Here is a 21087-nt window from a genome sequence, read left to right on the forward strand (position 1 = left end):
ATTATTGGAAATTCTGCTCGGAGGACATCAATTACCCCAGGCTGATGAAATTTTTGGAAATAAACGATCTTTTGTAACTGCCCGCTTTTCTCAATTTCTGACTCATTTAGGAACGCTTTCTTTTAAAAACTTCATCAGCCTGAAAGATAATCGAAAACCTCCAGGCTTTAGCCTGAATAATGATTGAATAGCCCCTGGCTTTAGCCTGGGGTTAGAGGAATACCCTCGGATTTGGGCTTTAGCCCTGGTTTGAAAATTAAGCATTGGGCTAAAGCCCGGTCAAAAGGGGAAGCCAGATCCACGCGCTAAAGCACGTGGCAATTGATGTCCTCCGAGCAAAATGTCCAGGAGCCTGCATCAAGCGTTTGTTCAAAATAAAAAACCATGAAAATTCACCTTTTAAGCGGTTTTTTGGGCAGTGGAAAAACCACCGCCATCCATCAGGCCGCCGTCCAATTGATCCAGGCTGGTCAAAAAATTGGCGTCATCACCAACGACCAGGGGATGATTCTGGTGGATCATGGACTGTTTAAAAACCAAAACATTCCCAGCAAACAAGTGATCAATGGCTGTTTTTGCTGCAATTACCAGGATCTGGACGACAACATTCAGGCTTTGCTGGAAGAGCACCAGGTGGAAGTGATTTTTGCAGAATCGGTGGGTTCTTGTACCGACATCGTTGCCACGGTATTAAAACCCCTACTCCAATATCGGCCCATTGCACAAGTAAGTCTTTCCACCTTTGCTGACGTTCGCCTGCTCCAATTGATCCTTGGGGAGAATGCCTCCAGTTTTGATGAATCGATTTTGTACATTTTTAAAAAGCAACTCGAAGAAGCGGGGATAATTGTGGTGACCAAAATCGACCTGATTTCTGCTGAAGCTTTGGATGAAATCCAGGAATTGATGCAGGAAAAGTTTGGCGAAAAAATCTTGTTGTACCAAAATACTTTTGACCAAGATAGTCTGAAAACCTGGTTGGACACCATTGATGCCAACACCCAGACCTCCCAGCTTAAATCCCTGCAAATTGACTACGACACCTACGCTCAAGGTGAGGCCAGGTTGGCCTGGCTGGATCAATCTATGGAAGTATCTGGCGAAAATGCGCTGCAAGGCACTGAATACCTGATCAATGAAATTTACCACAAAACCGTGGCTCAGGGCTACAACATCGGGCACCTCAAGTTTTTAATTGACGGCGAAACCAAGGTCAGTTTTACCAATAACTTTCAAGCTGCGGCCCAACTCAATATTTTCCCCAAATCCTCCGTCAATTTGCTCCTCAACATGCGGGTGGAAAGCACCCCGGAGGAGATTCAACACCTCATCCGGGAAGCTTGCAGAACCATTGAAAGCCAATACGATTATAAGTTATCGCTGCATCAGGAGGCTGCCTTTCAACCGGGGTACCCAAGGCCAATTTTTCGGATGTCCTAATTAACCTCTCCGTCTTTCCATCAAAATCATCATCATCAGCCCCAGGATCACTCGTTCCTCTTCCCCTGGCTCGAAGTTGTTCAGTTTTTCCAGTAAAAAGCGCCGACCAACCAGCGAAGGCTGCTTTTTCAAACGAATGACTTCGGTGCCGTCAGGGCGGGTAACGATGTAAGAAGGGTTGAAAAGGTATCCGGTAAATAAACCCAGGATGGGAATTTCGCTGAGTACCGCATCCGCTACCTTGATCCAGCCATTTTCTTCCTGGATCAGCAAATCCTGGTTCGCCTTTTCATCAAAAATTTCATAACGGGCTTTCCAGATTGAAGCCCAGCCTTTGCGGCCAATCCGGCCAATTTCCTGGCCCAGGTGATTGGTAAAGGTATAGGTGGCAGAAAAATCAATCCATTTGTTGGCTTTGATGGTAAATAAAATATTGGATTTGAGGTCATTGTCGTACACAACCACCTCATCAACCATTTTGAGCATTTTTTGGCGCACGTAGCCAATGTCATTGCCCATCGCGTCTTCAACCAAAAAATCGTTGGAAAGGGTACCAATTTTGAAGGTGAATTGAACTGGGAATTGGATGTTTTTCATGATTATAGGGTTTGGATTTGTGAATTTCGACTAAAGTTAGAATTAAAATCAAAAATACTCAACCATTGGTACTCCATTTGAGTTCCTGTGTAGCGCAAATGATCTTTGTCATGGCAATTATGCACAATCGAACCACTATTTTTATGTGGTGAATTAGTACCTTTGCGCTTTCTTTTTCCTAACCAAACCAAGCAGGGTTTTGCAACATGAGCACAATGACATTTTTTGATCAGTTCATTGATCGACATATTGGCCCCAATGCCGCAGAATTACAGGAAATGTTGACCGCAATCGGCGTTTCTTCCCTCGATCAACTCATCGATGAAACGGTACCCGCTGCCATTCGCCTCAAAGGTGACCTGGCCCTACCGGACGCACTTTCTGAATTCGAGTACTTGCGTGAGTTAGAAAAAATAGCCGCGAAAAACCAGGTTTTCCGCTCTTACCTCGGATTGGGGTATTACGGAACCATTACGCCATCGGTCATTTCGCGCAATATTTTCCAAAACCCAGGTTGGTACACCCAGTACACGCCCTACCAGGCGGAAATTGCCCAGGGTCGTTTGGAAGCATTGCTCAATTTCCAGACCATGGTCAGCGATATGACCGCATTGCCTATTGCCAACGCTTCTTTGTTGGATGAAGGTACTGCTGCTGCGGAAGCCATGGCGATGTTCCACAGTGTGGTGAGCAAAAAACGCAAAACGGCCAATACCTATCTGGTTTCTGATCAGGTTTATCCACAAACCATCGATTTGCTGATCACCCGGGCCAAGCCACTGGGGATTGAGGTGGTGATTAAATCGGTTGCTGATTTTGTTTTGGATGAAAACTGCTTCGGCATCTTGCTCCAATACCCTGCCGGAAATGGATCGGTGGAAGATTACCGCGCCCTGACCGAGGAAGCACACGCCAAAGACATTACGGTTACGGTATGTTCCGACCTGCTGGCCCTGGCCCTGCTAACCCCTCCGGGTGAATGGGGTGCCGACGCGGTAGTTGGCAACTCCCAACGTTTTGGTGTGCCCATGGGTTATGGTGGTCCACACGCTGCCTTTTTTGCCACCAAAGACGAATACAAACGTTTGATCCCCGGTCGCATCATCGGGGTATCAGTAGATAGCCACGGCAAACGGGCGCTGCGCATGGCGCTGCAAACCCGCGAGCAACACATCCGCCGCGAAAAAGCGACTTCCAATATCTGTACAGCACAGGCATTGTTGGCCATCATGGCGGGCATGTACGCGGCCTATCACGGGCCCAAGGGCATCAAAGCCATTGCCCAGCGGGTGCACAGCAGTGCGCAAATTTTGGCCAAAAACCTGCAAGCGCTTGGCTATACCCAAAAGAATGCCCACTACTTCGATACCTTGTTCATTGAAACCGACGCTGCTACCCAGCAAGCCATTCAAAAGGCTGCACTGGCTGCCGGAATCAATTTTTACTACCCAGCAGGGGCCGTACAAATTACCCTGGATGAAACGGTTCTGCCGGTTGATTTGAGCGACATCGTAGCGGTTTTTGCCAAAGTCAAAAATGCCAACGCAAGCATTGATTTTAGTGGAACCCTTACGCCACAAATCCCCGCTCCACTCCAGCGCGACAGCGAATACCTGAGCCATCCGGTGTTCAACAGCTACCATACCGAGAGCAAAATGATGCGCTACATCAAGCGCCTGGAAAACCGGGACTTGTCTCTGACGCATTCCATGATCCCATTGGGCTCCTGTACCATGAAGCTCAATGCGGCCAGTGAGTTGATGCCGGTAAGTTGGCCAGCTTTTGCCAATTTGCATCCTTTCATTCCTGCTGATCAGGCCAAGGGTTACCAGCAAATTTTTGAAGAACTGGAGGCCTACCTTTGTGCCTGCACCGGGTTTGATGCCTGCTCCTTGCAGCCCAATTCTGGCGCACAAGGGGAATACGCCGGTTTGTTGACCATTCGTGCCTACCACGAAGCCAATGGCAACACCCACCGCAATGTGGCCCTGATTCCATCCTCTGCGCATGGTACCAACCCAGCCAGCGCCGTAATGGCGGGTATGGAAGTGGTAGTGGTTAGCTGCGACGACCAGGGCAACATCGACTTGGAAGACCTGGGTGCCAAAGCCGAAAAACACAGCGCCAATCTGTCCTGTCTGATGGTGACTTACCCCTCTACTCACGGGGTGTTTGAAACCCGAATCAAGGAAATTTGTGCCATCATCCACCAACACGGTGGCAAAGTATACATGGACGGTGCCAACATGAACGCCCAGGTAGGCCTGACCAGTCCTGCCGAAATTGGTGCGGATGTGTGTCACCTGAACCTGCACAAAACATTCGCCATTCCACACGGTGGCGGCGGCCCGGGCATGGGACCAATTTGTGTCAACAACAGTTTGAAGCCATTTTTGCCCAAACACGCCCTGGTTGCTACCGGTGGTGATCATGGCATCCACGCCGTATCTGCTGCGCCATGGGGCAGTGCCAGCATCCTGCTGATCAGCTACGGCTATGTGCGCATGTTGGGTAAAGTGGGGGTAAAAGCTTCTACTGAATACGCCATCCTGAACGCCAACTACATCAAAGCCCGTCTGGAAGGCCAGTACGAGGTGTTGTATACGGGTGAAAAAGGCCGCAGCGCCCACGAGTTGATCGTCGACTTGCGCCCCTTCAAAGCCTTAATCAGTGCGGAAGATGTGGCCAAACGTTTGATGGATTATGGTTTCCACGCGCCTACCCTCTCGTTCCCGGTGGCTGGTACGATCATGATCGAGCCGACGGAGAGTGAAAGTTTGGACGAACTGGATCGTTTCTGTGACGCCCTATTGTTGATTCGGAAAGAAATTGACGAAATCGCTACGGGTGAAGCGGATCCAAAATCCAATGTTCTGAGCAATGCGCCACACACGGCTGATCTGGTCACTGCGGATGAATGGCCTTACAGCTACTCCCGTGAAAAAGCGGCCTATCCCCTGCCCTACCTGCGCCAGGGCTTTAAGTTCTGGCCTTCGGTGAGCCGGATCGACAACGCTTTTGGAGACCGGAATTTGATTTGTACTTGTCCGCCTTTGGAGGCGTATGCAGAATAATTGTTTTGTTGGTTCCGAGTTTCAGGGTTTAGCGCCCTGAAACTTGGAACCCTTCATCTCCCGCCTATGCCAGCTTGCCAATTGCCTATATGGTTTTCTTTTCTGCTGATTGTTGGATTGGCATCTGCTGGACATACTCAAAACTTAAGGGGCCGCATTGTCGACGCCAGCACCAACGAGCCGCTGGCCTTCGCCAACGTTTATTACAACAATACTACCATTGGAGTCCAAAGTGATATTGAGGGAAAATTCAGCATCAAGTCGATGGGCTTGCAGGTTGAGCTGGTGGTTTCCTATCTGGGTTATGAGACCTTGATTTTTCCCATTACGGAATCTTATGCAGACAAAATTTTGGTTTTTAAACTGGTCCCAAAGGTCAATGAAATGAAGGCCTTTGAAGTGAATTCCAAACGTGGGAAGGCCTGGTACGAAAACCTGGAAGTGTTTAAAGAACTGGCCATCGGCACCACATTTTTTGCCAGCGATTGTACCATTCTCAATCCCGAGGTTTTGCAATTTGCTTATGATACGGCCACTTTTACCATGCGGGCAAGCGCCGATGAGCCGCTACAGATTGAACACAAAGCTTTTGGCTACAAAATAACCTACGAACTACGCCAATACGAATACAATGTGGTCAATCACAATTTCATCATTACGGGTTATCCTTTTTTTACCTTCATGACCGGCAACAAGCAACAGGAGCGGCGCTGGAAAAACAATCAACTATTGGCGTATGAAGGTTCTTTGTTGCACTTTGGTCATGCTGTGCGTCAGCGAAAACTGCAGGAAGACGGGTTTGAGTTGCACTGGGTAGAGCGAATGCCCAATCCCAATTTCCGGGAAACTTCCCAGACCAAATCTGCCTTAAACGCTTTGAAAAAAATCCCTTTTTATCAAGCTGTACGCAAAAACAACCCTTATCAAGAGGCGCTTTATGCCTCTGAGGTGCAAAGGTTTATTGAAAGGGTGGACACCAACAAAGTGGATTATCCAGATTTTGTGGTAGAAAAAGATTCCAGTCTTTTTTTACATTTCAAAAACTACTTACAGGTCAAATACTCCAAATCCACCTACTCCTGGGCACCCGGCCAGTACGGTCCGCGTACCTCCCTGATTTTTCTGGACAAACCATCCATCGAACTGGATGCAACGGGCCGCATCCTCGAACCCGCTGCGGTACGGGTAGAGGGCTTTTGGGCATCACAATTGTTGGGCGATTTATTGCCCCTGGATTATCAGCCGCCGCCAAAAAAGGAGTGATTGTTCTGTTTTAAGCACAGCTATTTTATACCTTTACCCCAATATTCAACCCATTTCCAATGATTATCGTAACTGGAGCAGCAGGCTTTATTGGTAGTGCCATGGTACGGCAACTCAACGATGCCGGGCATTTAAACCTCGTGGTGGTAGATGAATTCAGTCGGGCGGATAAAAACCGCAACCTCCTGGGTAAGTCCTACATCCAAAAATTGGATCGGGAGCAACTGTTTTCCTGGCTGGAGCGCATGCATGCCAGCGTAGATTTCATTTTCCATTTGGGTGCCCGCACCGACACCACCGAACAGGACACGGCCATTTTTGACCACCTGAACCTGCATTACACTCAACAATTGTGGGAGCAATGCACCCGTTTCAACATTCCGCTGATTTACGCATCCAGTGCAGCTACCTATGGCTTGGGCGAGTTGGGCTACGAGGATCAACACGAAATAGTTAGCCAATTGCAGCCACTCAATCCCTACGGGCGCTCCAAAAACGACTTCGACATCTGGGCTTTACAGCAGGAAAAGACACCGCCATTTTGGGCTGGTTTGAAGTTTTTCAACGTTTACGGCCCCAATGAATACCACAAAGGGCGCATGGCCTCGGTAATTTGGCATACCTATCGCCAAATCAAAGAAACTGGTGGCATGAAATTGTTCCGCTCCCACCGCCCAGATTTTAAGGATGGTGAACAAAGCCGGGACTTCATTTATGTCAAAGACGTTTTGAAGGTGATGTACTTTTTGTACCTAAACCGCCCTCAAAATGGCTTGTACAACCTGGGTACGGGCCAGGCTCGCACCTTCCTGGATTTGGCCAGCAATACCTTCAAGGCCATGGGGCTGGAACCCAAAATCAGTTTTGTGGACACCCCTGCTGATATCAGAGACACCTATCAATACTTCACCGAAGCCAACATGGCCAAGTTGCACAGTGTGGGTTATGCTGAGCCATTTTACAGTTTGGAAGCGGGTATCGAAGATTACGTCAAGGGGTATTTATTGGAGGGTTTAGGGCCAAAGATTTATTAACTCACATTACGGAGTGCTGTTCATAGACTTCACCTGATGAAAGTAAAATGAGCATCTTTGATACATATTGCGATTTCAATTTAACCGTAGGTTTTTTACCGCAGAGTTTCACCGAGTACACGCAGAGTTTCGCGGAGTTTTTTAGTTTTAAGGAGTTCGCCACCTGTGGTGGCTGGAGGTTGTGTTCCAGAAAAATCTTGCTTAAAACAAGCCAGTGATAATGTAAATAAGTTGATAAAAGGTAAAAGGACCCAAGCTTCAACAATGGCGACCTCCGTAGCCTATCCGCACCGCAGGTGCTCCTAAAAAAACTCCGCGAAACTCTGCGTGTACTCGGTGAAACTCTGCGGTAAATAAAATGCGTAATGTGAGTTATTAAACCTGCTTATTTCGGAATCATTTGTTTGGGATCGTAAAAGAATTGCTCTTGCTGGATGAGCTCGCCGTTCCAGCGCTGGTACGCCAATTCCTCGATCTCTGAACCCGTTCCGTTTTTGTAGGTGAATTTGAATACCCAGCGGATCACCACCAAATCGCCATCAACAAACACAGGGCGGATACATTTTGAACTGACACTGGCCACTCTTTCCAGTACACTCTTTTCATTGGCGACCAAAAAATCTCGCCCAACCCGGGGTGGGGATTGGTTTTCCTGCATGGTCGCATCCTCAGTATAAAAGGTTTCAATGGCCAGGTCGTGTTGGTTGGACTCCACCATGGCGATGAAGCGCTCCAAGGTTTCTGTTTTGGGCATAGGTTATGGATTTAGGAAAGAATACAAGTTTCAGCTCCTTCTGGTTGCAACGATGACGCCAGTTGACCAATTCATTTTGGTTAAAGTCAGGTCTTCGCGTTGCTCCAGATAAGCCACCAGTGCATCCACCTTGTCCTGGTGTCCGGCCGGCCAATTGGGTTGTGCCGACATATCATCAATCACGTAAAAGCCGCCAATTTTCAGCAAAGCCAGGGTTTCATTGATCTCGCTGTATTTACCGGGCCAGGCGTCGGCAAAAATCAGGTCGAAAGCATCGCCCTGGTAATTTTTGATCCATTCGGTTCCTTCTGCACAAACGATGTTGAGGCGAGAATCAGTACCAAAAAAATCCTGTGCGATGGCACATAAGGCCGGGTCATTGTCAACGGTGGTAAGTTTGGAATGGGCATCCAGTCCGTCGATCATCCAGGACAGGGACAGGCCGATTCCAGTACCCAGTTCAAGCACATTAGCGGCTGGTTTGGAGCTGATCAAGGTTTTTAGTAAAGTGCCGATGTATAGGTCGGAAGGCATGGTAAAGCCGATTTCCTGGCATTTGGCTTCAATGGCCGGGTGGATTTTCGGTTTGTCCAGAATGTTTGCGTCGTTCATGTAGTTTTGTTTCTGGGCAACAAACTACTGGTTTTTCGATGGCAGGCTGGATTTGAAAATTGATGATTTACGATCCCAAGCAATGGCCTTTTGTTGTCTGGCAATTTTGGTTGAGGGCTCTTTTCAAAGCTGGAGAAACAGGCTTTTTGGTGTTTTCTAAAGGCTTCGGCGGAATGATTAGAGGAGGGGATGGCGGAAAATGGTTAGCGATGTCTACCTAAGGTGTCCTAATGTGCCTAAGGTGGTTCAAAACAAAAAGTATGGCTCGCAGAGCCATTTTAAATTGAACCACCTTAGACACCTTAGGACACCTTAGTTTTTTGCGCCTTTGGCGCTTAGACCAAAGCGACACACTACTCCTCACTCATTGCGAGGATTTTTTCAAACTCCTCTGCCGTCACCGGCATCACCGACAAACGGCTCAACTTAATCAAACCAATGTTCGCCAATTCCGGCGTCGCCTTGATTTCTTTCAAGGTAACTCCCCGCTTCAAACGCCGCACCGGAGTCACTTCCACCACCGACCAATCGCCCGATTCAGCCGTAGGGTCGGGGTAATGCTCTTTGGCTACCTGGCAAATACCCACCACCTCCAGACCAATGTTGCTGTGGTAAAACAGGACCTGATCGCCTTCCTGCATGGCACGCAGGTTGTTGCGGGCGGCGTAGTTGCGCACACCATCCCACATGCCGCGGCCAGTGCGTTCTAGTTCATCGTAGCTGTAAGCGTCGGGTTCGGATTTGACGAGCCAGTAGTTCATCGTGCTTTGTTTTTTGAAGCTGCAAGGTAGGAAAGATTGGGGGATTGGGGAAGGTGAGGCGAGGATTTTGTGGGAGAGGTAGATATATGGGCTAATTTTTTGGAATTATAACATTACAATGTTCTTTCATTTTTTCGGATTAGTCCTGATCCATCCCAGCTTTTTTATTGTTCTTATCTCTAAAAAACCAACTACCTTTACCCTCAAGCACACACTCTGCAATGAACGAATTCTTCCGCACCCATTTCGGCCTGGTCGTCACCTTTCTCGGCATTTTGCTGGCCACTTCCATTGTGGCCTACATCATGGATCGCGTCTCCAAACGTTTCATTGAAAAAGCCATCAAACTGATCAAGGGTGATCCCATTCACTACCACTTTTTGCGACATTTTTTGTCGGGGTTGATCTATGTGATTGGCATCAGTTGGGCCATTGCTTCGGTGCCGAGTTTAAAAGCGATCGCAACCTCATTGTTAGGGGCTGCAGGGATTTTGGCAGTGGCGATTGGTTTGGCTTCGCAAAATGCCTTGTCGAACATTGTGAGCGGTATATTTATTGTTATTTTTAAGCCCTTTAGCATCAATGATCGTTTGCGTTTGCGCGACAACAAACTCAGCGGGCAAGTCGAAGACATCACCCTGCGGCACACCATCATCCGCGATTTTGAAAACCGCCGCATCATCATTCCCAATTCAGTGATCAATCAGGAAATCATCATCAATGCTGATTTTGCGGATGATAAAATTTGTACCTGGTTTGAAATTTCTGTGGATGTTCGGTCGGATATTGATTTGGTCAAAAGTATCCTGTTCGACGAAGCCATAAAACATCCCCTGCGCTGCGACAATCGCACTCCCGAGGACATTGTGAACGGTAAGCCGGAAATTTTGGTTCGGGTGATTCGCGTCGATGAATACGGCATCCGGGTGCGCGCCTGGGTTTGGGCCAAAAACTCTGCCGATGCCTTTGTCATCTCTTGTGATATGTTTGAATCCGTAAAAAAACGTTTTGATCAAGCCGGGATCAATGTTCCTCAACTGCCACAAATCAAGGCTTCAAAGATTGAAGAGGTGTAATTCATATCACAACTACCCGAATTTTAGTTTCTTTTTAAATCGTAAAAACCGCTCATTGTAGTCGTAAAAAGCAGTGCCTCAATCTTTATTTAGACTAATCTAAATTATATTTTTGATTCATCAAATAAAGATCAAGCTATGTTATCGATCAATACCATTACCGAGAGTTTCATCGGCTTGCATCCAGTCCTGCAAGCCTTGTTGGCCACCTGTTTCACCTGGGGGGTGACGGCATTAGGGGCCTCATTGGTTTTTTTCTTCAAAACCATCAATCAAAAAGTACTTGATGCCATGCTGGGCCTGGCCGCTGGGGTGATGATTGCCGCCAGCTTTTGGTCGCTGCTGGCTCCAGCGATTGAAATGAGTGAGGGTAAACGTTTACCCGCCTGGCTGCCTGCCCTAGTCGGTTTTATGGGTGGCGGTTTGTTCCTGCATTTTATCGATCAGTATCTGCCCCACTTGCACCTGGGGTTAGACAAAGCGGAGGGTGTACCTACCAGTTGGCGGCGCAGCATTTTGCTGGTGTTGGCCATTACCCTGCACAACATCCCGGAAGGTTTGGCGGTCGGAGTGGCTTTTGGTGCAGTGGCTCAAGGCATTCCCAGTGCCAGTTTGGGTGCAGCCGTAGCCTTAGCCATCGGGATTGGCATTCAAAACTTCCCTGAAGGTACTGCTGTATCCGTGCCCTTGCGCCGGGAAGGTATGACGCGTCGGAAAGCTTTTTGGTATGGGCAGTTGTCGGGCGTAGTGGAGCCCATCGCCGGGGTAATTGGTGCCGCTGCGGTGTTGGTGATGCAGCCAATTTTGCCTTATGCCTTGGCTTTTGCTGCGGGTGCCATGATTTATGTGGTGGTAGAAGAATTGATCCCCGAGGCGCAGCAAGCGGGCAATACCGATTTGGCGACCATGGCGACATTGACGGGGTTTAGCATCATGATGGTTTTGGATGTGGCGCTGGGGTAAGGATTTACGCAAATCTAAAATCCCTCCTCGAAAGTTTTAGACTTTCGAGGAGGTTAAGCAACGAAACAGTGCTTTGCTCGACCTTCTCGAAAGTCTAAAACTTTCGAGGAGGGGCTTTAGATCGTGCGTACTTCTAATATTTATTTGAAAATCAAATTCATAAAAGCACATCAACCTACCAATCCGTCAAGCGATTCCACCAGGTCCGTTTCATCACCACAAACACAACAACCAACAAGGCCAGCACAATCCCCAGCCCCGTCCACTTGTTCAAAATCAGGTACATGGGCAGCAGCATGAGCAACAATTGTCCGGTGATGCCCAGGAACAAATTGAGCATGTTTACCCCAAAGTTTTTGTTGCCTTCAAAAGTGGGATCTTCCGCTACAGCCAAAGCGTGGATGGGTTTCCAAAAACCCCAAGGCCGCACCGTTTTGTAAAAAGTCAACAAGGTATCCTGGTTCGTAGCCGGAGCCGCATAAGTCCCCAGAATACAGGCGACAAACTGGATGACAATGAACACCGGAAAGAAATACAACATGCGGGTACCATCAAAATAATGGGTGATGCCGCTCACCGACAGGGCGGGTGGAATGGCACTAGCCACAATACCTGCCAACATCCCATAAAAATACCCAGTCGCATTGAAGCGCCACCAGTACCATTTCAACACATTGGCACATACAAAACCGCCGTAAAGTCCGGCCGTAATGATGTTAAAAATCATGTTCACGTCCTTGATGAACAAACCAAGGCCAATTCCAAAAATCACCATCACTACCCCACTCAGGTAACTCATGGTGATGACCTGCTTGCGCTCCGCCTGAGGGTTGACAAATTTGAGGTAAATGTCGTTCACCAAATAAGCCTGGCCCGCGTTCAAAGTACCGCTGAAGTTGCTCATAAAAGCCCCTAGAAAACCGGCCAAAACCAAACCAATCAAACCCACTGGCAGGTATTTGCTAATCACGGCGGGCATGATGCTTTCAAAGTTGATGATGCCTTCGCCCAAACGAGTCAGGTTCAATTGTTCAAAATACAGGATGCCCAATACGCAAAAACCCATGGTCATAAAATACCGAATGGGCATCAGGATCACTGAAATGAAGCCACTCATTTTGGCGGCTTCTTCTGGGCTGCGGGTGCTCAAGATTTTTTGACAATCGTAATTGGGGGCTGGCCCCGCCAAACTTTTCATGATGCCACTGATCAACATCATCCCAACCACGGCGGAAAAGAGTTGATAGCCGTCTTGTTCCATTTTGATCCGGGCATCGTTGAGCATAGTAGACCAATCCAGGCCCAGGTGGGTACCAAAAAATGGTGAATCCCAGCCTCCGGGCACTTTGCTCAAAATATCCACATCCGATTGCGCCAGGTGATTCATCGCAATCACCCCTACAAACAGGGAACAAACGATCATCACACAGTACTTGATCACATCGGCCAGTACAATCCCGTGCATACCTCCCACAATGCTGTAAAACATAGCGACCAGGGAAATGACTACCCCATAAAACTGTGCAGTATGGTGCTTTGAAGCTTGTAGTGCCTCCACGTATTCGGGAGTACCCATGCCATAGGCGCCCTCGCCCGCACTCAGGAAGGGTAGGACATCGCGGACTCGCTCGTAGGGTAAGAAGATTTGTAAAAACTCGCCCACGCCCACAAAAGCATAGGCCATATACCCAATGCACAGGATGAGGGCAAAAAAGACGACTACCAGGTGGCTTTGGCGCACGCCCTTGTCGTTGAGGCCAAAGCGGGTGCCCAGCCATTCGGCTCCGGTAGTGGCATTGCTGCGCCTGAGCCAACGACTCAGGAATACCATCAAAAAGATTTGGTTAAAAACCGGCCACATCCAGGGGATGAACACACTTTTGAAGCCGTAGAGAAAGGCCATACTCACCAGCAGCATGGTACCACTGATGTCGAACATATCGCTGGCGTCACTCAAGCCCAGCATGTACCAGGGTAATGATTTGCCGCCCATCAGGTAGGCGTCCTTGCTTTTTTTGGCCTGGTTGCGCATGTACAAACCCAGCACGATCATCAACGCGAAATAGGCGGCGATGATCAGGAGATCTAGCGTAGAGAGCATGAAAAAGATGATTTTTTTGTTGTGATCAAAAAAAACGAATGATTAAAGCACATGGAATGTGAGACTAAGGAACGAAAAAAAAATAACTTGTTCCCACATTTTTAAACTAGCTTTTAGATCATGGCAAAAAACAAAAGCTTCCCCGATAACTTTCTGTGGGGCAGCGCAACCTCGGCTTACCAGATTGAAGGGGGCCACTTGAGCGATGGAAAAGGCCCCTCCATTTGGGACGTCTTTTGTATGATTCCGGGAAAAGTCCACGCAGGCGACACGGGGAATATCGCCTGTGACCATTACCACCGTTTCCGCGAAGACGTAGCCCTGATGAAACAACTCGGCCTCAAAGCCTACCGTTTTTCCATCTCTTGGCCCAGATTGCTACCCGCCGGGCGGGGTGCCGTGAATCAGGCCGGGATCGATTTTTACAATGCCCTTATCGATGAGTTGTTGCAAGCGGGTATAGAACCCTGGATTACGCTCTACCATTGGGATTTGCCCGCAGCGCTGGAGTTTGAACTACACGGCTGGTTGGGTGAAGGCATTGTCGATGCTTTTGCCGAATACGCCGACTTGTGTTTCCGCAGTTTCGGCGATCGGGTCAAAAACTGGATCACCATCAACGAAGCCTGGGTGGTGGCCATTCTGGGTTACGGGCACGGCGTTTTTGCTCCGGGTATTCAGTCGCCCGACTTACCTTATCTGGCTGGGCACAACTTGCTGAAAGCTCACGCCAAAGCAGTACAGGTTTACCGCCAAACCTATCAGGCCCAACAAGGGGGCAAAATTGGCATCACCAACAACTGCGATTGGCGCGAACCACTCACCAACAGCCCAGCAGATCAGGCGGCGGCGGAGCGAGCCCTGGAGTTTTTCCTGGCCTGGTTTGCCGACCCGATTTACAAAGGAGATTACCCGGCGGTGATGCGGGAGCGCCTGGGTGAACGTTTGCCCAGCTTTACCCCTGCAGAAAAAGAAATGATTCAAGGTTCTTCCGATTTTTTTGGCCTCAACCACTACACCACCATGTACGCCGCCGATGCTAGTGAAAATAGTGAAGCGGGCAGCGTGTACGGCAACGGTGGCCTGAGCGCCGATCAGGACGTGAACCTCAGCGTATCACCCGATTGGGCCTTGACGGATATGCAATGGGCGATCGTGCCCTGGGGTTGCCGCAAACTCCTGCAATGGATCGCCAATCGTTACGACAATCCGCCGATTTACATCACCGAAAATGGTTGTGCTTTTGATGATCAATTGCAGGACGGGAAAGTGGCTGATCTGGAGCGTATCGCTTTTTTTGAGGGCTATCTGGGCGCGATTGAGGAAGCCATCGCCAGCGGGGTAAACGTGGAGGGTTACTTCATCTGGTCGCTGCTGGACAATTTTGAGTGGGCTTCAGGTTATTCCAAAAAATTTGGGATTACGTTTGTGGAAGAAGGGACTTTGCAGCGGGTGCCAAAGGCTTCGGCGGAGTGGTATGCAGGGGTGATCGCCGGGAACGGCTGGTGATAGGGGCTGGAGCCATACTGGACATTTTGTATTTCAGAAGCGAAGGACATGAATTGCCACGTGCTTTAGCGCGTGGATGGAGATTGCTTCTTTGATGGACTTTAGTCCTGGCTTTAATTTTTAAGCGAGGGCTAAAACCCATTTTCATTGCCTTAAGAAAAAAAAGTACATTCAGTGCAGGGTTGTACTGAGATCTACCAACCCCCGACCCCTAAAGGGGAGTACATTTTACGTATGTTTAAAATTTTGATCTTCAGGTGAAAAAGAAATAAATTTCAAGCTTACGTAGGCTGGGCTCCCCTTTAGGGCTGGGGGTTCTGAGGCAAAAGCACGATACCAAATTCAATCCAAAAACCCTAAAATCAATGACATGGGGATAAAGCCCATTTTCAAAAAATTCTGCTAAGCACAAAGCTTCTCCTTGGCCTCTTCTACCGACGCAACAAAATTAACCCGCCCCACTTTATTGCTTTCAAAAATGAAGTCCCTCAAACTTTTGCTGCTGTACTGGCTAAAATCTCCAACTATGGCCAATCGCAATTGATAAGTGGAAACCTTTTGCAGGATTTCTCCAGCGATCCCGGTTTTTAAGTCAAAAAAATCAGGCATCAATTGATCGGCGTGGATGATGATTTTTTCGGCACCACCATAGGCGCAATTGATGAGGATTTCCAGGGCTTCCTGGGCGTTTTGAATGGAAGCGCCGGTGACTTCGGCTAAAGTTTGTCCTTGGTGTTGGGTGATTTCGATGTTCATTGTTGGTGATTTGTAGAGACGCACGGCTGTGCGTCTCAATATCTGGGATGAGACGCACAGCCGTGCGTCTCTACAGGGTCACACATCCTTCATCGACAGCTGCACCCGCTTCCGCGCAATGTCCACTTCCACGATTCGTACATTCACCTCCTGGCGCAGACTCACGACCTCCATGGGGTTTTTCACAAAACGATTGGCCATTTGGGATACGTGTACCAGGCCCTTTTCCTTGATGCCAATATCGATAAAGGCTCCAAAATTGGTGATGTTTTCCACGATGCCGGGCAGAACCATGCCTGGTCGCAAGTCTTCAATGCTGTGTACATTTCCGAAGTCGAAGGATTTGGCGGTACCCCGGGGGTCAAGACCCGGTTTTTCCAATTCCTTCATGATGTCTTGCAGCGTAGGGAGTCCCACTTTATCGCTCACGTAACGCTTGAGTTCTACCTTGCGGCGCAACTGGGCATCGCTGATCAGGTCTTTGACCTTGCAGTTCAAGTCTTTCGCCATTTGTTCAACAATGTGGTAGCTTTCCGGGTGTACCGCCGTATTGTCCAAAGGGTTTTTAGCGCCACGAATACGCAAGAAACCCGCACATTGTTCAAATGCTTTGTCACCCAAACGGGCTACTTTTTTGATTTCACTCCGCGAGCTGAATGCCCCATTTTGTGCCCGGTATTCCACGATGTTTTTAGCGATCACTGGCCCAAGTCCAGAGATGTAAGTCAGGAGGTGTTTGCTCGCGGTGTTGAGGTTTACGCCCACGCTGTTCACACAACTTTCCACCACCTGATCCAGGCTTTCTTTGAGCATGGTTTGGTTGACGTCGTGCTGGTACTGCCCTACCCCGATGGATTTGGGGTCAATTTTTACCAGTTCCGCCAGGGGGTCCATCAAACGGCGACCAATGGACACGGCGCCGCGCACGGTTACATCGTAATCGGGGAATTCTTCCCGTGCCACATCCGAAGCCGAATAGATGGAAGCCCCCGCTTCATTGACCATAAATACTTCCACCTCGTGGTTGAAGTTGATGCTCCGGCAGAGGCTCAGAGTTTCCCGGCCAGCCGTTCCGTTGCCTACGGCGATGGCATCGATGCCGTGTTTGTCGACCAAAAAAGCGATGGTTTTTTTCGCACCCGCTTCGTCCGATTGGGGTGGGTGGGGATAAATGGCGAGGTTTTCGACTAGGTTGCCATTGTCGTCCAGTACCACCAGTTTGCAGCCCGTGCGGAAGCCAGGATCGAGCCCCATCACTCTTTTTTGCCCCAGGGGTGCGGCCAGCAACAACTGCCGCAGGTTTTGGGTGAACACGTCGATGGCTTCTTTGTCGGCTTTTTCTTTAGAGATGTTGCGGAATTCGGTTTCAATTGAGGGGGCCAACAAACGCTCGTAGCTGTCGTGGATGGCGGCTTTCACCTCCCCACTAGCAGCGTTTGCAGCTTTGATGAAACGTTTTTCCAATTGGTATTTGGTGTCCTCTTCGTCATCTGGCACGATCAACACCCGCAAAAAACCTTCTTCCTCGCCCCGGCGCATGGCCAGCAGGCGGTGGGAAGGGCACTTGTTGAGCGCCTCCGAAAAGTCGAAATAGTCTTTGTATTTGTCGCCTTCCTTCTCCTTGCCGCGGGCTACTTTGGATTGCACAATGGCGGTTTTGGAATAAATGCGGCGCATCAGGTTCCGGGCGTCTTCACTTTCATTGACCATCTCGGCGATGATGTCGCGGGCGCCGGCCAGGGCTTCTTCCACGCTGGGCACCTCATCCGTGAGGTATTTGCCCGCCAGTAGTTCAGGATCGTCGGAGTCGCGTTGTTCGAGGATGCGCAGAGCCAGGGGTTCCAGGCCTTTTTCGCGGGCTACCGAGGCGCGGGTTTTCTTTTTGCGTTTATAAGGAAGGTAAATGTCTTCCAACACGGTGGGGTCGTAGCAGTTTTCGATGCGTTGGCGCAGTTCATCGGTGAGCTTGCCCTGCTCAGCAATGGAGCCGAGTACACTTTCCTTGCGTTTTTCCAGCTCCTCGAATTTTTTGTGCTCGCGCTGGATTTCGGCGATTTGTACTTCATCCAACTCGCCCGTGGCTTCTTTACGGTAACGGGAAATAAACGGAATGGTGGAACCCTCGTCCAACAACTGGATGGTGTTTTTGACTCGTCCAAAGGAGATGCCCGTGGCTTGGGCGATTAATTCGAGGTGTTTGGTACTGCTCATCGATTTCTGGCATTTTGTTTCTCCAGGAAGAACCCCAGAGCCGATCAGTTCTAATTTTAGGCGCTGGCGCTGGTACAAGTCTCCAGACTTGTACCATTATTAGCAAGTCTCTGACGTGTGTTTGCTCAACATTTTCGCGTTGCTAATGCGTCTGGAGACGCGAAAATGTTGGTACAAGTCTGGAGACTTGTACCAGCTAAAATAGAACTGATCGGCCCTGGGGAGAACCCGGGGGAACAAAAGTAAAAAAGCTGGGGAGATCAAACAAAAGTATTTTTAAATTTTTCGTTTGCTATTTTTTTTGTAAACTTTAAAATGCAATTCCATCAAGTGAGTTAACCTTACCTGAACTTAATTAAATTTTAATTCATTACCAATCACAATTTGCGCCCAAAAAACCCATTCCTCCTATATTTCCCCTAACTTGGGAAAAAACAACACATGTCAACCAAAAACAAAAAACAGTTTGGCGTATGGATGGATTCCCATCATGCGATCATTATCGGCAAGGAAAATAATGAGGATGAGGCTTTTGTTGCACTGGGAACGGTGAACAATCCTGGTTCAGCTGGTAATTCCAGCGAAAATGCAGCCAACAAGCAAGAAATTGCCTTGACTCATAAGTTCTTCAAGGAGATTGCAGCCATCATGCCCAATATCGATGAAGTGCATGTAACCGGGACGGGACAGATTCAGGAACAATTCATCCATTTCCTGGCCGACACCCCCCAGTACAAAAATGCTGTGTCCACGACCAGCACTTCAAATAAAATGCCAGCAGAGCAGTTGATTGCTTTTATCACCGAGCATTTTAATTGATCCAACGAATGATGGGTTAAAGGTACCCAAAGCCTGCAGTTGCCAACACTCCCCTCCTTGTTGCAACTCCCTTCAGGCTCAATTCCGCACCACATTCTGCACCCAAACCCCTTTCTCCGTTTCCACCCGTACAAAATACATCCCGACGGGCATACCACTCAAATCCACACTTGCCTCCCGCTGGTTCAGCACCTGAACAAGAGCATTCATCAGCGCCCCATTTACACTGTTCACCACCACCCGACGAATGTTTCCAGCACGTTCTTCCAGTACCAGGCGGGTAAGTCCGGAACTTGGGTTCGGATACAAGGCAAAACCACCTTTTTCCACCTCCGCGGTTCCCACTGTAAGCCCACTGGTACGCGCCACCAACCAAAGTTTTGGGTCAAACTGCGCCTGGGTAACGTTAAAACCAGGATATACCGTAAACTCCTGTCCATTAAAAGTATTTTCCAAACGCGCTTCGTAGGTTTTGCCTCCAGCTCCGGTCAGCACAATCGGCACGGGCATTTCAAAAAAGGAAACCGAGTTGTGCGAAGTTGTTTGATTCAGTCGAATGATCACTTTTTGATCCCCTTCCTGGCGAACGCTGACCTGATAAATGGGATAGCCCTGGCCATAGTACCAGTCTTTAAAAAACTCAGTCAAGTTCTGCTTGCCAGCCGCTTCCAGATGGGCTTTGAACTGGGGCGTTTTGGCGAAACCATAAGCATGCTCAGGCGCGTTGAGGTAGTTGCGTACACCTTGGAAGAAGGCTTGATCGCCCAATTTCCAGCGCAACATGTGCAAGACCATCGCGCCTTTGTTGTAGGACAGGCGGCTGCTGAAAATGCGGTTGACGCTGGTCGTATCGGTCACAAAAACACTGCCGCCAGCCTGGCTGATGGCACTATTGATCCGGCCACTTTTAAAACTTTGCCAGTATTGAGGTTGCCGAAATTCGTAGGCCAGCCCTGAGAGGTAAGTAGCAAAACCCTCGTTGAGCCAAATGTCTTCCCAGGAACCACAGGTCGTATGGTCTCCAAACCATTGGTGCGCCAATTCGTGGGCCAGCAATTCATAGCCGTAATTGATCACGAAGGTCATGGTTTGGTGCTCCATACCCCCACCCCAACTGAACTGAGCGTGGCCGTATTTTTCCTTGCGGAAAGGATAGTCTACAAAAAGGGAATCGAAGAGTTCAATCACTGGGATCAAGTCCTTGGTGCCCGTTTGGGCGAAGGATTTGTGCTCGGGATACACGTAGTTTTCGATCGGCATACGGCCCGATTTCAGGTTGGCATACTCGGTGTAACGTTCATAATTGGTCACCGCAAAAGCAACCAGGTAATTCGCGATGGGGTAACGGTGTTTCCAGCGGTAGGTCTTGTCGGTACCTTTTTCAATTTCGGCAATCAACAAGCCGTTACTGGCTGCTTTATAGTCTTTCCGGCAGGAAATCCACATGTCCAGTGAATCAATTTTATCGGTCAGGGTTTGTTTGCAGGGCCACCAGTCGCGGGCGCCGTAGGGTTCGGAAAGGGTCCAAATGATAGGGACACCATTATGGGTGGTTTGTTCAAAAGAACCGAAGCCATTGTCAGCTGGTTCGCCTTGCCAAAAAATGGTCAATGAATCCAGAACAGCTTTGTTTAGCGCCTTGGGCAGGTTGATGCGTAAGACCAGATTGCTATGGGTATAAGTGACTTTTTTGCCTTTGTAAAACACGGAATCCACCCGCAAGGGCTCATTGAGGTCGAAGTGGATGGCCGAAAAATTGGCTTCCAGGGTTTGGAAGTAGGTAGTTACCATACCTTTGATGTAGCGCATATTGGGGTCAATCCACAGTTCGAGGCGATGGTATTTTACATCGTAATTTTCGGAGGGTGCTACTTCCGGGCTCAGCAAACTGGCGGTGTAGCCTTTGGCTTCCGCCTCGGCAATGGTGTTGATGTCAGCAGGGTTAAAACTCAGCGTTTGGGCTTTGCTGCTGAACGCAGCAAAAAAGGCAAGCAAAAGCACGAAATAGATTCTCATTGTCATCTGGTTATTTCCACATTAGACACAAAGGTATTGGATTCTTCCTGCTCCGAGGCAGAATAGTTTGGTCAATTGGGATACAATTGAGGAAATTCGCA

At 48.9% G+C, this 21087-nt stretch carries 17 protein-coding genes; 9 read left to right on the forward strand and 8 right to left on the reverse strand.

The window, feature by feature from the left end:
• Positions 1-4 precede the first annotated feature (4 nt).
• Complete coding sequence (locus tag ACO08K_RS03780) at positions 5-187, forward strand: hypothetical protein (protein WP_421795066.1); 183 nt, start codon at positions 5-7, stop codon at positions 185-187.
• A gap of 197 nt (positions 188-384) precedes the next feature.
• Complete coding sequence (locus ACO08K_RS03785) at positions 385-1440, forward strand: GTP-binding protein (protein ID WP_421795067.1); 1056 nt, start codon at positions 385-387, stop codon at positions 1438-1440.
• Here ACO08K_RS03785 and ACO08K_RS03790 read toward each other — a convergent pair whose 3' ends face one another.
• Positions 1441-2037: a hypothetical protein gene (locus ACO08K_RS03790; RefSeq protein WP_421795068.1), complete on the reverse strand. Its 597-nt coding sequence runs from the start codon at positions 2035-2037 to the stop codon at positions 1441-1443.
• 206 nt (positions 2038-2243) lie between these two features.
• Between ACO08K_RS03790 and gcvP the strand changes: the two genes are divergently transcribed.
• The 3 genes from gcvP (at position 2244) to rfaD (ending at position 7408) form a co-directional block, all read left to right on the forward strand.
• The gene (gene gcvP, locus ACO08K_RS03795) at positions 2244-5111 is read left to right on the forward strand and encodes an aminomethyl-transferring glycine dehydrogenase (RefSeq protein WP_421795069.1); all 2868 of its coding nucleotides are present in this window, start codon (positions 2244-2246) and stop codon (positions 5109-5111) included.
• 66 nt (positions 5112-5177) lie between these two features.
• Complete coding sequence (locus tag ACO08K_RS03800; protein ID WP_421795070.1) at positions 5178-6374, forward strand: carboxypeptidase-like regulatory domain-containing protein; 1197 nt, start codon at positions 5178-5180, stop codon at positions 6372-6374.
• 59 nt (positions 6375-6433) lie between these two features.
• The gene (rfaD, locus tag ACO08K_RS03805) at positions 6434-7408 is read left to right on the forward strand and encodes an ADP-glyceromanno-heptose 6-epimerase (RefSeq protein ID WP_421795071.1); all 975 of its coding nucleotides are present in this window, start codon (positions 6434-6436) and stop codon (positions 7406-7408) included.
• Positions 7409-7793: 385 nt separating this feature from the next.
• On the opposite strand, the gene ACO08K_RS03810 is transcribed toward rfaD, so the two are convergent.
• The 3 genes from ACO08K_RS03810 to ACO08K_RS03820 all read right to left on the reverse strand — a co-directional run bounded on the left by ACO08K_RS03810 (position 7794) and on the right by ACO08K_RS03820 (position 9535).
• Positions 7794-8162, reverse strand: a complete 369-nt coding sequence (locus ACO08K_RS03810; RefSeq protein WP_421795072.1) for a nuclear transport factor 2 family protein — start codon at positions 8160-8162, stop codon at positions 7794-7796.
• Between the two features lie 30 nt (positions 8163-8192).
• Positions 8193-8774, reverse strand: coding sequence for an O-methyltransferase (locus ACO08K_RS03815; protein ID WP_421795073.1), 582 nt, complete (start codon positions 8772-8774; stop codon positions 8193-8195).
• A 353-nt stretch (positions 8775-9127) separates the two neighbouring features.
• Positions 9128-9535 (reverse strand): EVE domain-containing protein, encoded by a 408-nt coding sequence (locus ACO08K_RS03820; RefSeq protein ID WP_413776718.1) that lies wholly within the window; start codon positions 9533-9535, stop codon positions 9128-9130.
• 221 nt (positions 9536-9756) lie between these two features.
• On the opposite strand from ACO08K_RS03820, the gene ACO08K_RS03825 reads away from it, so the two are divergent.
• Positions 9757-10611 carry a mechanosensitive ion channel family protein gene (locus ACO08K_RS03825; RefSeq protein ID WP_421795074.1) on the forward strand — a complete coding sequence of 285 codons (855 nt, stop codon included), beginning with the start codon at positions 9757-9759 and terminating at the stop codon, positions 10609-10611.
• A gap of 138 nt (positions 10612-10749) precedes the next feature.
• Entirely contained in the window at positions 10750-11574 is an 825-nt protein-coding gene (locus tag ACO08K_RS03830; RefSeq protein ID WP_421795075.1) for a ZIP family metal transporter, read from the forward strand.
• A gap of 175 nt (positions 11575-11749) precedes the next feature.
• Here ACO08K_RS03830 and ACO08K_RS03835 read toward each other — a convergent pair whose 3' ends face one another.
• Positions 11750-13675: a sodium:solute symporter family protein gene (locus ACO08K_RS03835; RefSeq protein ID WP_421795076.1), complete on the reverse strand. Its 1926-nt coding sequence runs from the start codon at positions 13673-13675 to the stop codon at positions 11750-11752.
• 120 nt (positions 13676-13795) lie between these two features.
• On the opposite strand from ACO08K_RS03835, the gene ACO08K_RS03840 reads away from it, so the two are divergent.
• Positions 13796-15184: a GH1 family beta-glucosidase gene (locus ACO08K_RS03840; protein ID WP_421795077.1), complete on the forward strand. Its 1389-nt coding sequence runs from the start codon at positions 13796-13798 to the stop codon at positions 15182-15184.
• Between the two features lie 402 nt (positions 15185-15586).
• On the opposite strand, the gene ACO08K_RS03845 is transcribed toward ACO08K_RS03840, so the two are convergent.
• Together ACO08K_RS03845 and ACO08K_RS03850 are read right to left on the reverse strand one after the other, a co-directional pair.
• Positions 15587-15940, reverse strand: coding sequence for a DUF4180 domain-containing protein (locus ACO08K_RS03845; RefSeq protein ID WP_421795078.1), 354 nt, complete (start codon positions 15938-15940; stop codon positions 15587-15589).
• 78 nt (positions 15941-16018) lie between these two features.
• Complete coding sequence (locus ACO08K_RS03850; protein WP_421795079.1) at positions 16019-18151, reverse strand: Tex family protein; 2133 nt, start codon at positions 18149-18151, stop codon at positions 16019-16021.
• A 441-nt stretch (positions 18152-18592) separates the two neighbouring features.
• On the opposite strand from ACO08K_RS03850, the gene ACO08K_RS03855 reads away from it, so the two are divergent.
• A complete protein-coding gene (locus ACO08K_RS03855; RefSeq protein WP_421795080.1) occupies positions 18593-18970 on the forward strand; it encodes a hypothetical protein in 378 nt (125 codons plus the stop codon).
• 78 nt (positions 18971-19048) lie between these two features.
• Here ACO08K_RS03855 and ACO08K_RS03860 read toward each other — a convergent pair whose 3' ends face one another.
• Positions 19049-20986, reverse strand: a complete 1938-nt coding sequence (locus tag ACO08K_RS03860) for a M1 family aminopeptidase (protein WP_421795081.1) — start codon at positions 20984-20986, stop codon at positions 19049-19051.
• Positions 20987-21087 lie beyond the last annotated feature (101 nt).

The sequence above is a fragment of the Haliscomenobacter sp. genome, assembly GCF_965225875.1.
Lineage (GTDB): Bacteria > Bacteroidota > Bacteroidia > Chitinophagales > Saprospiraceae > Haliscomenobacter.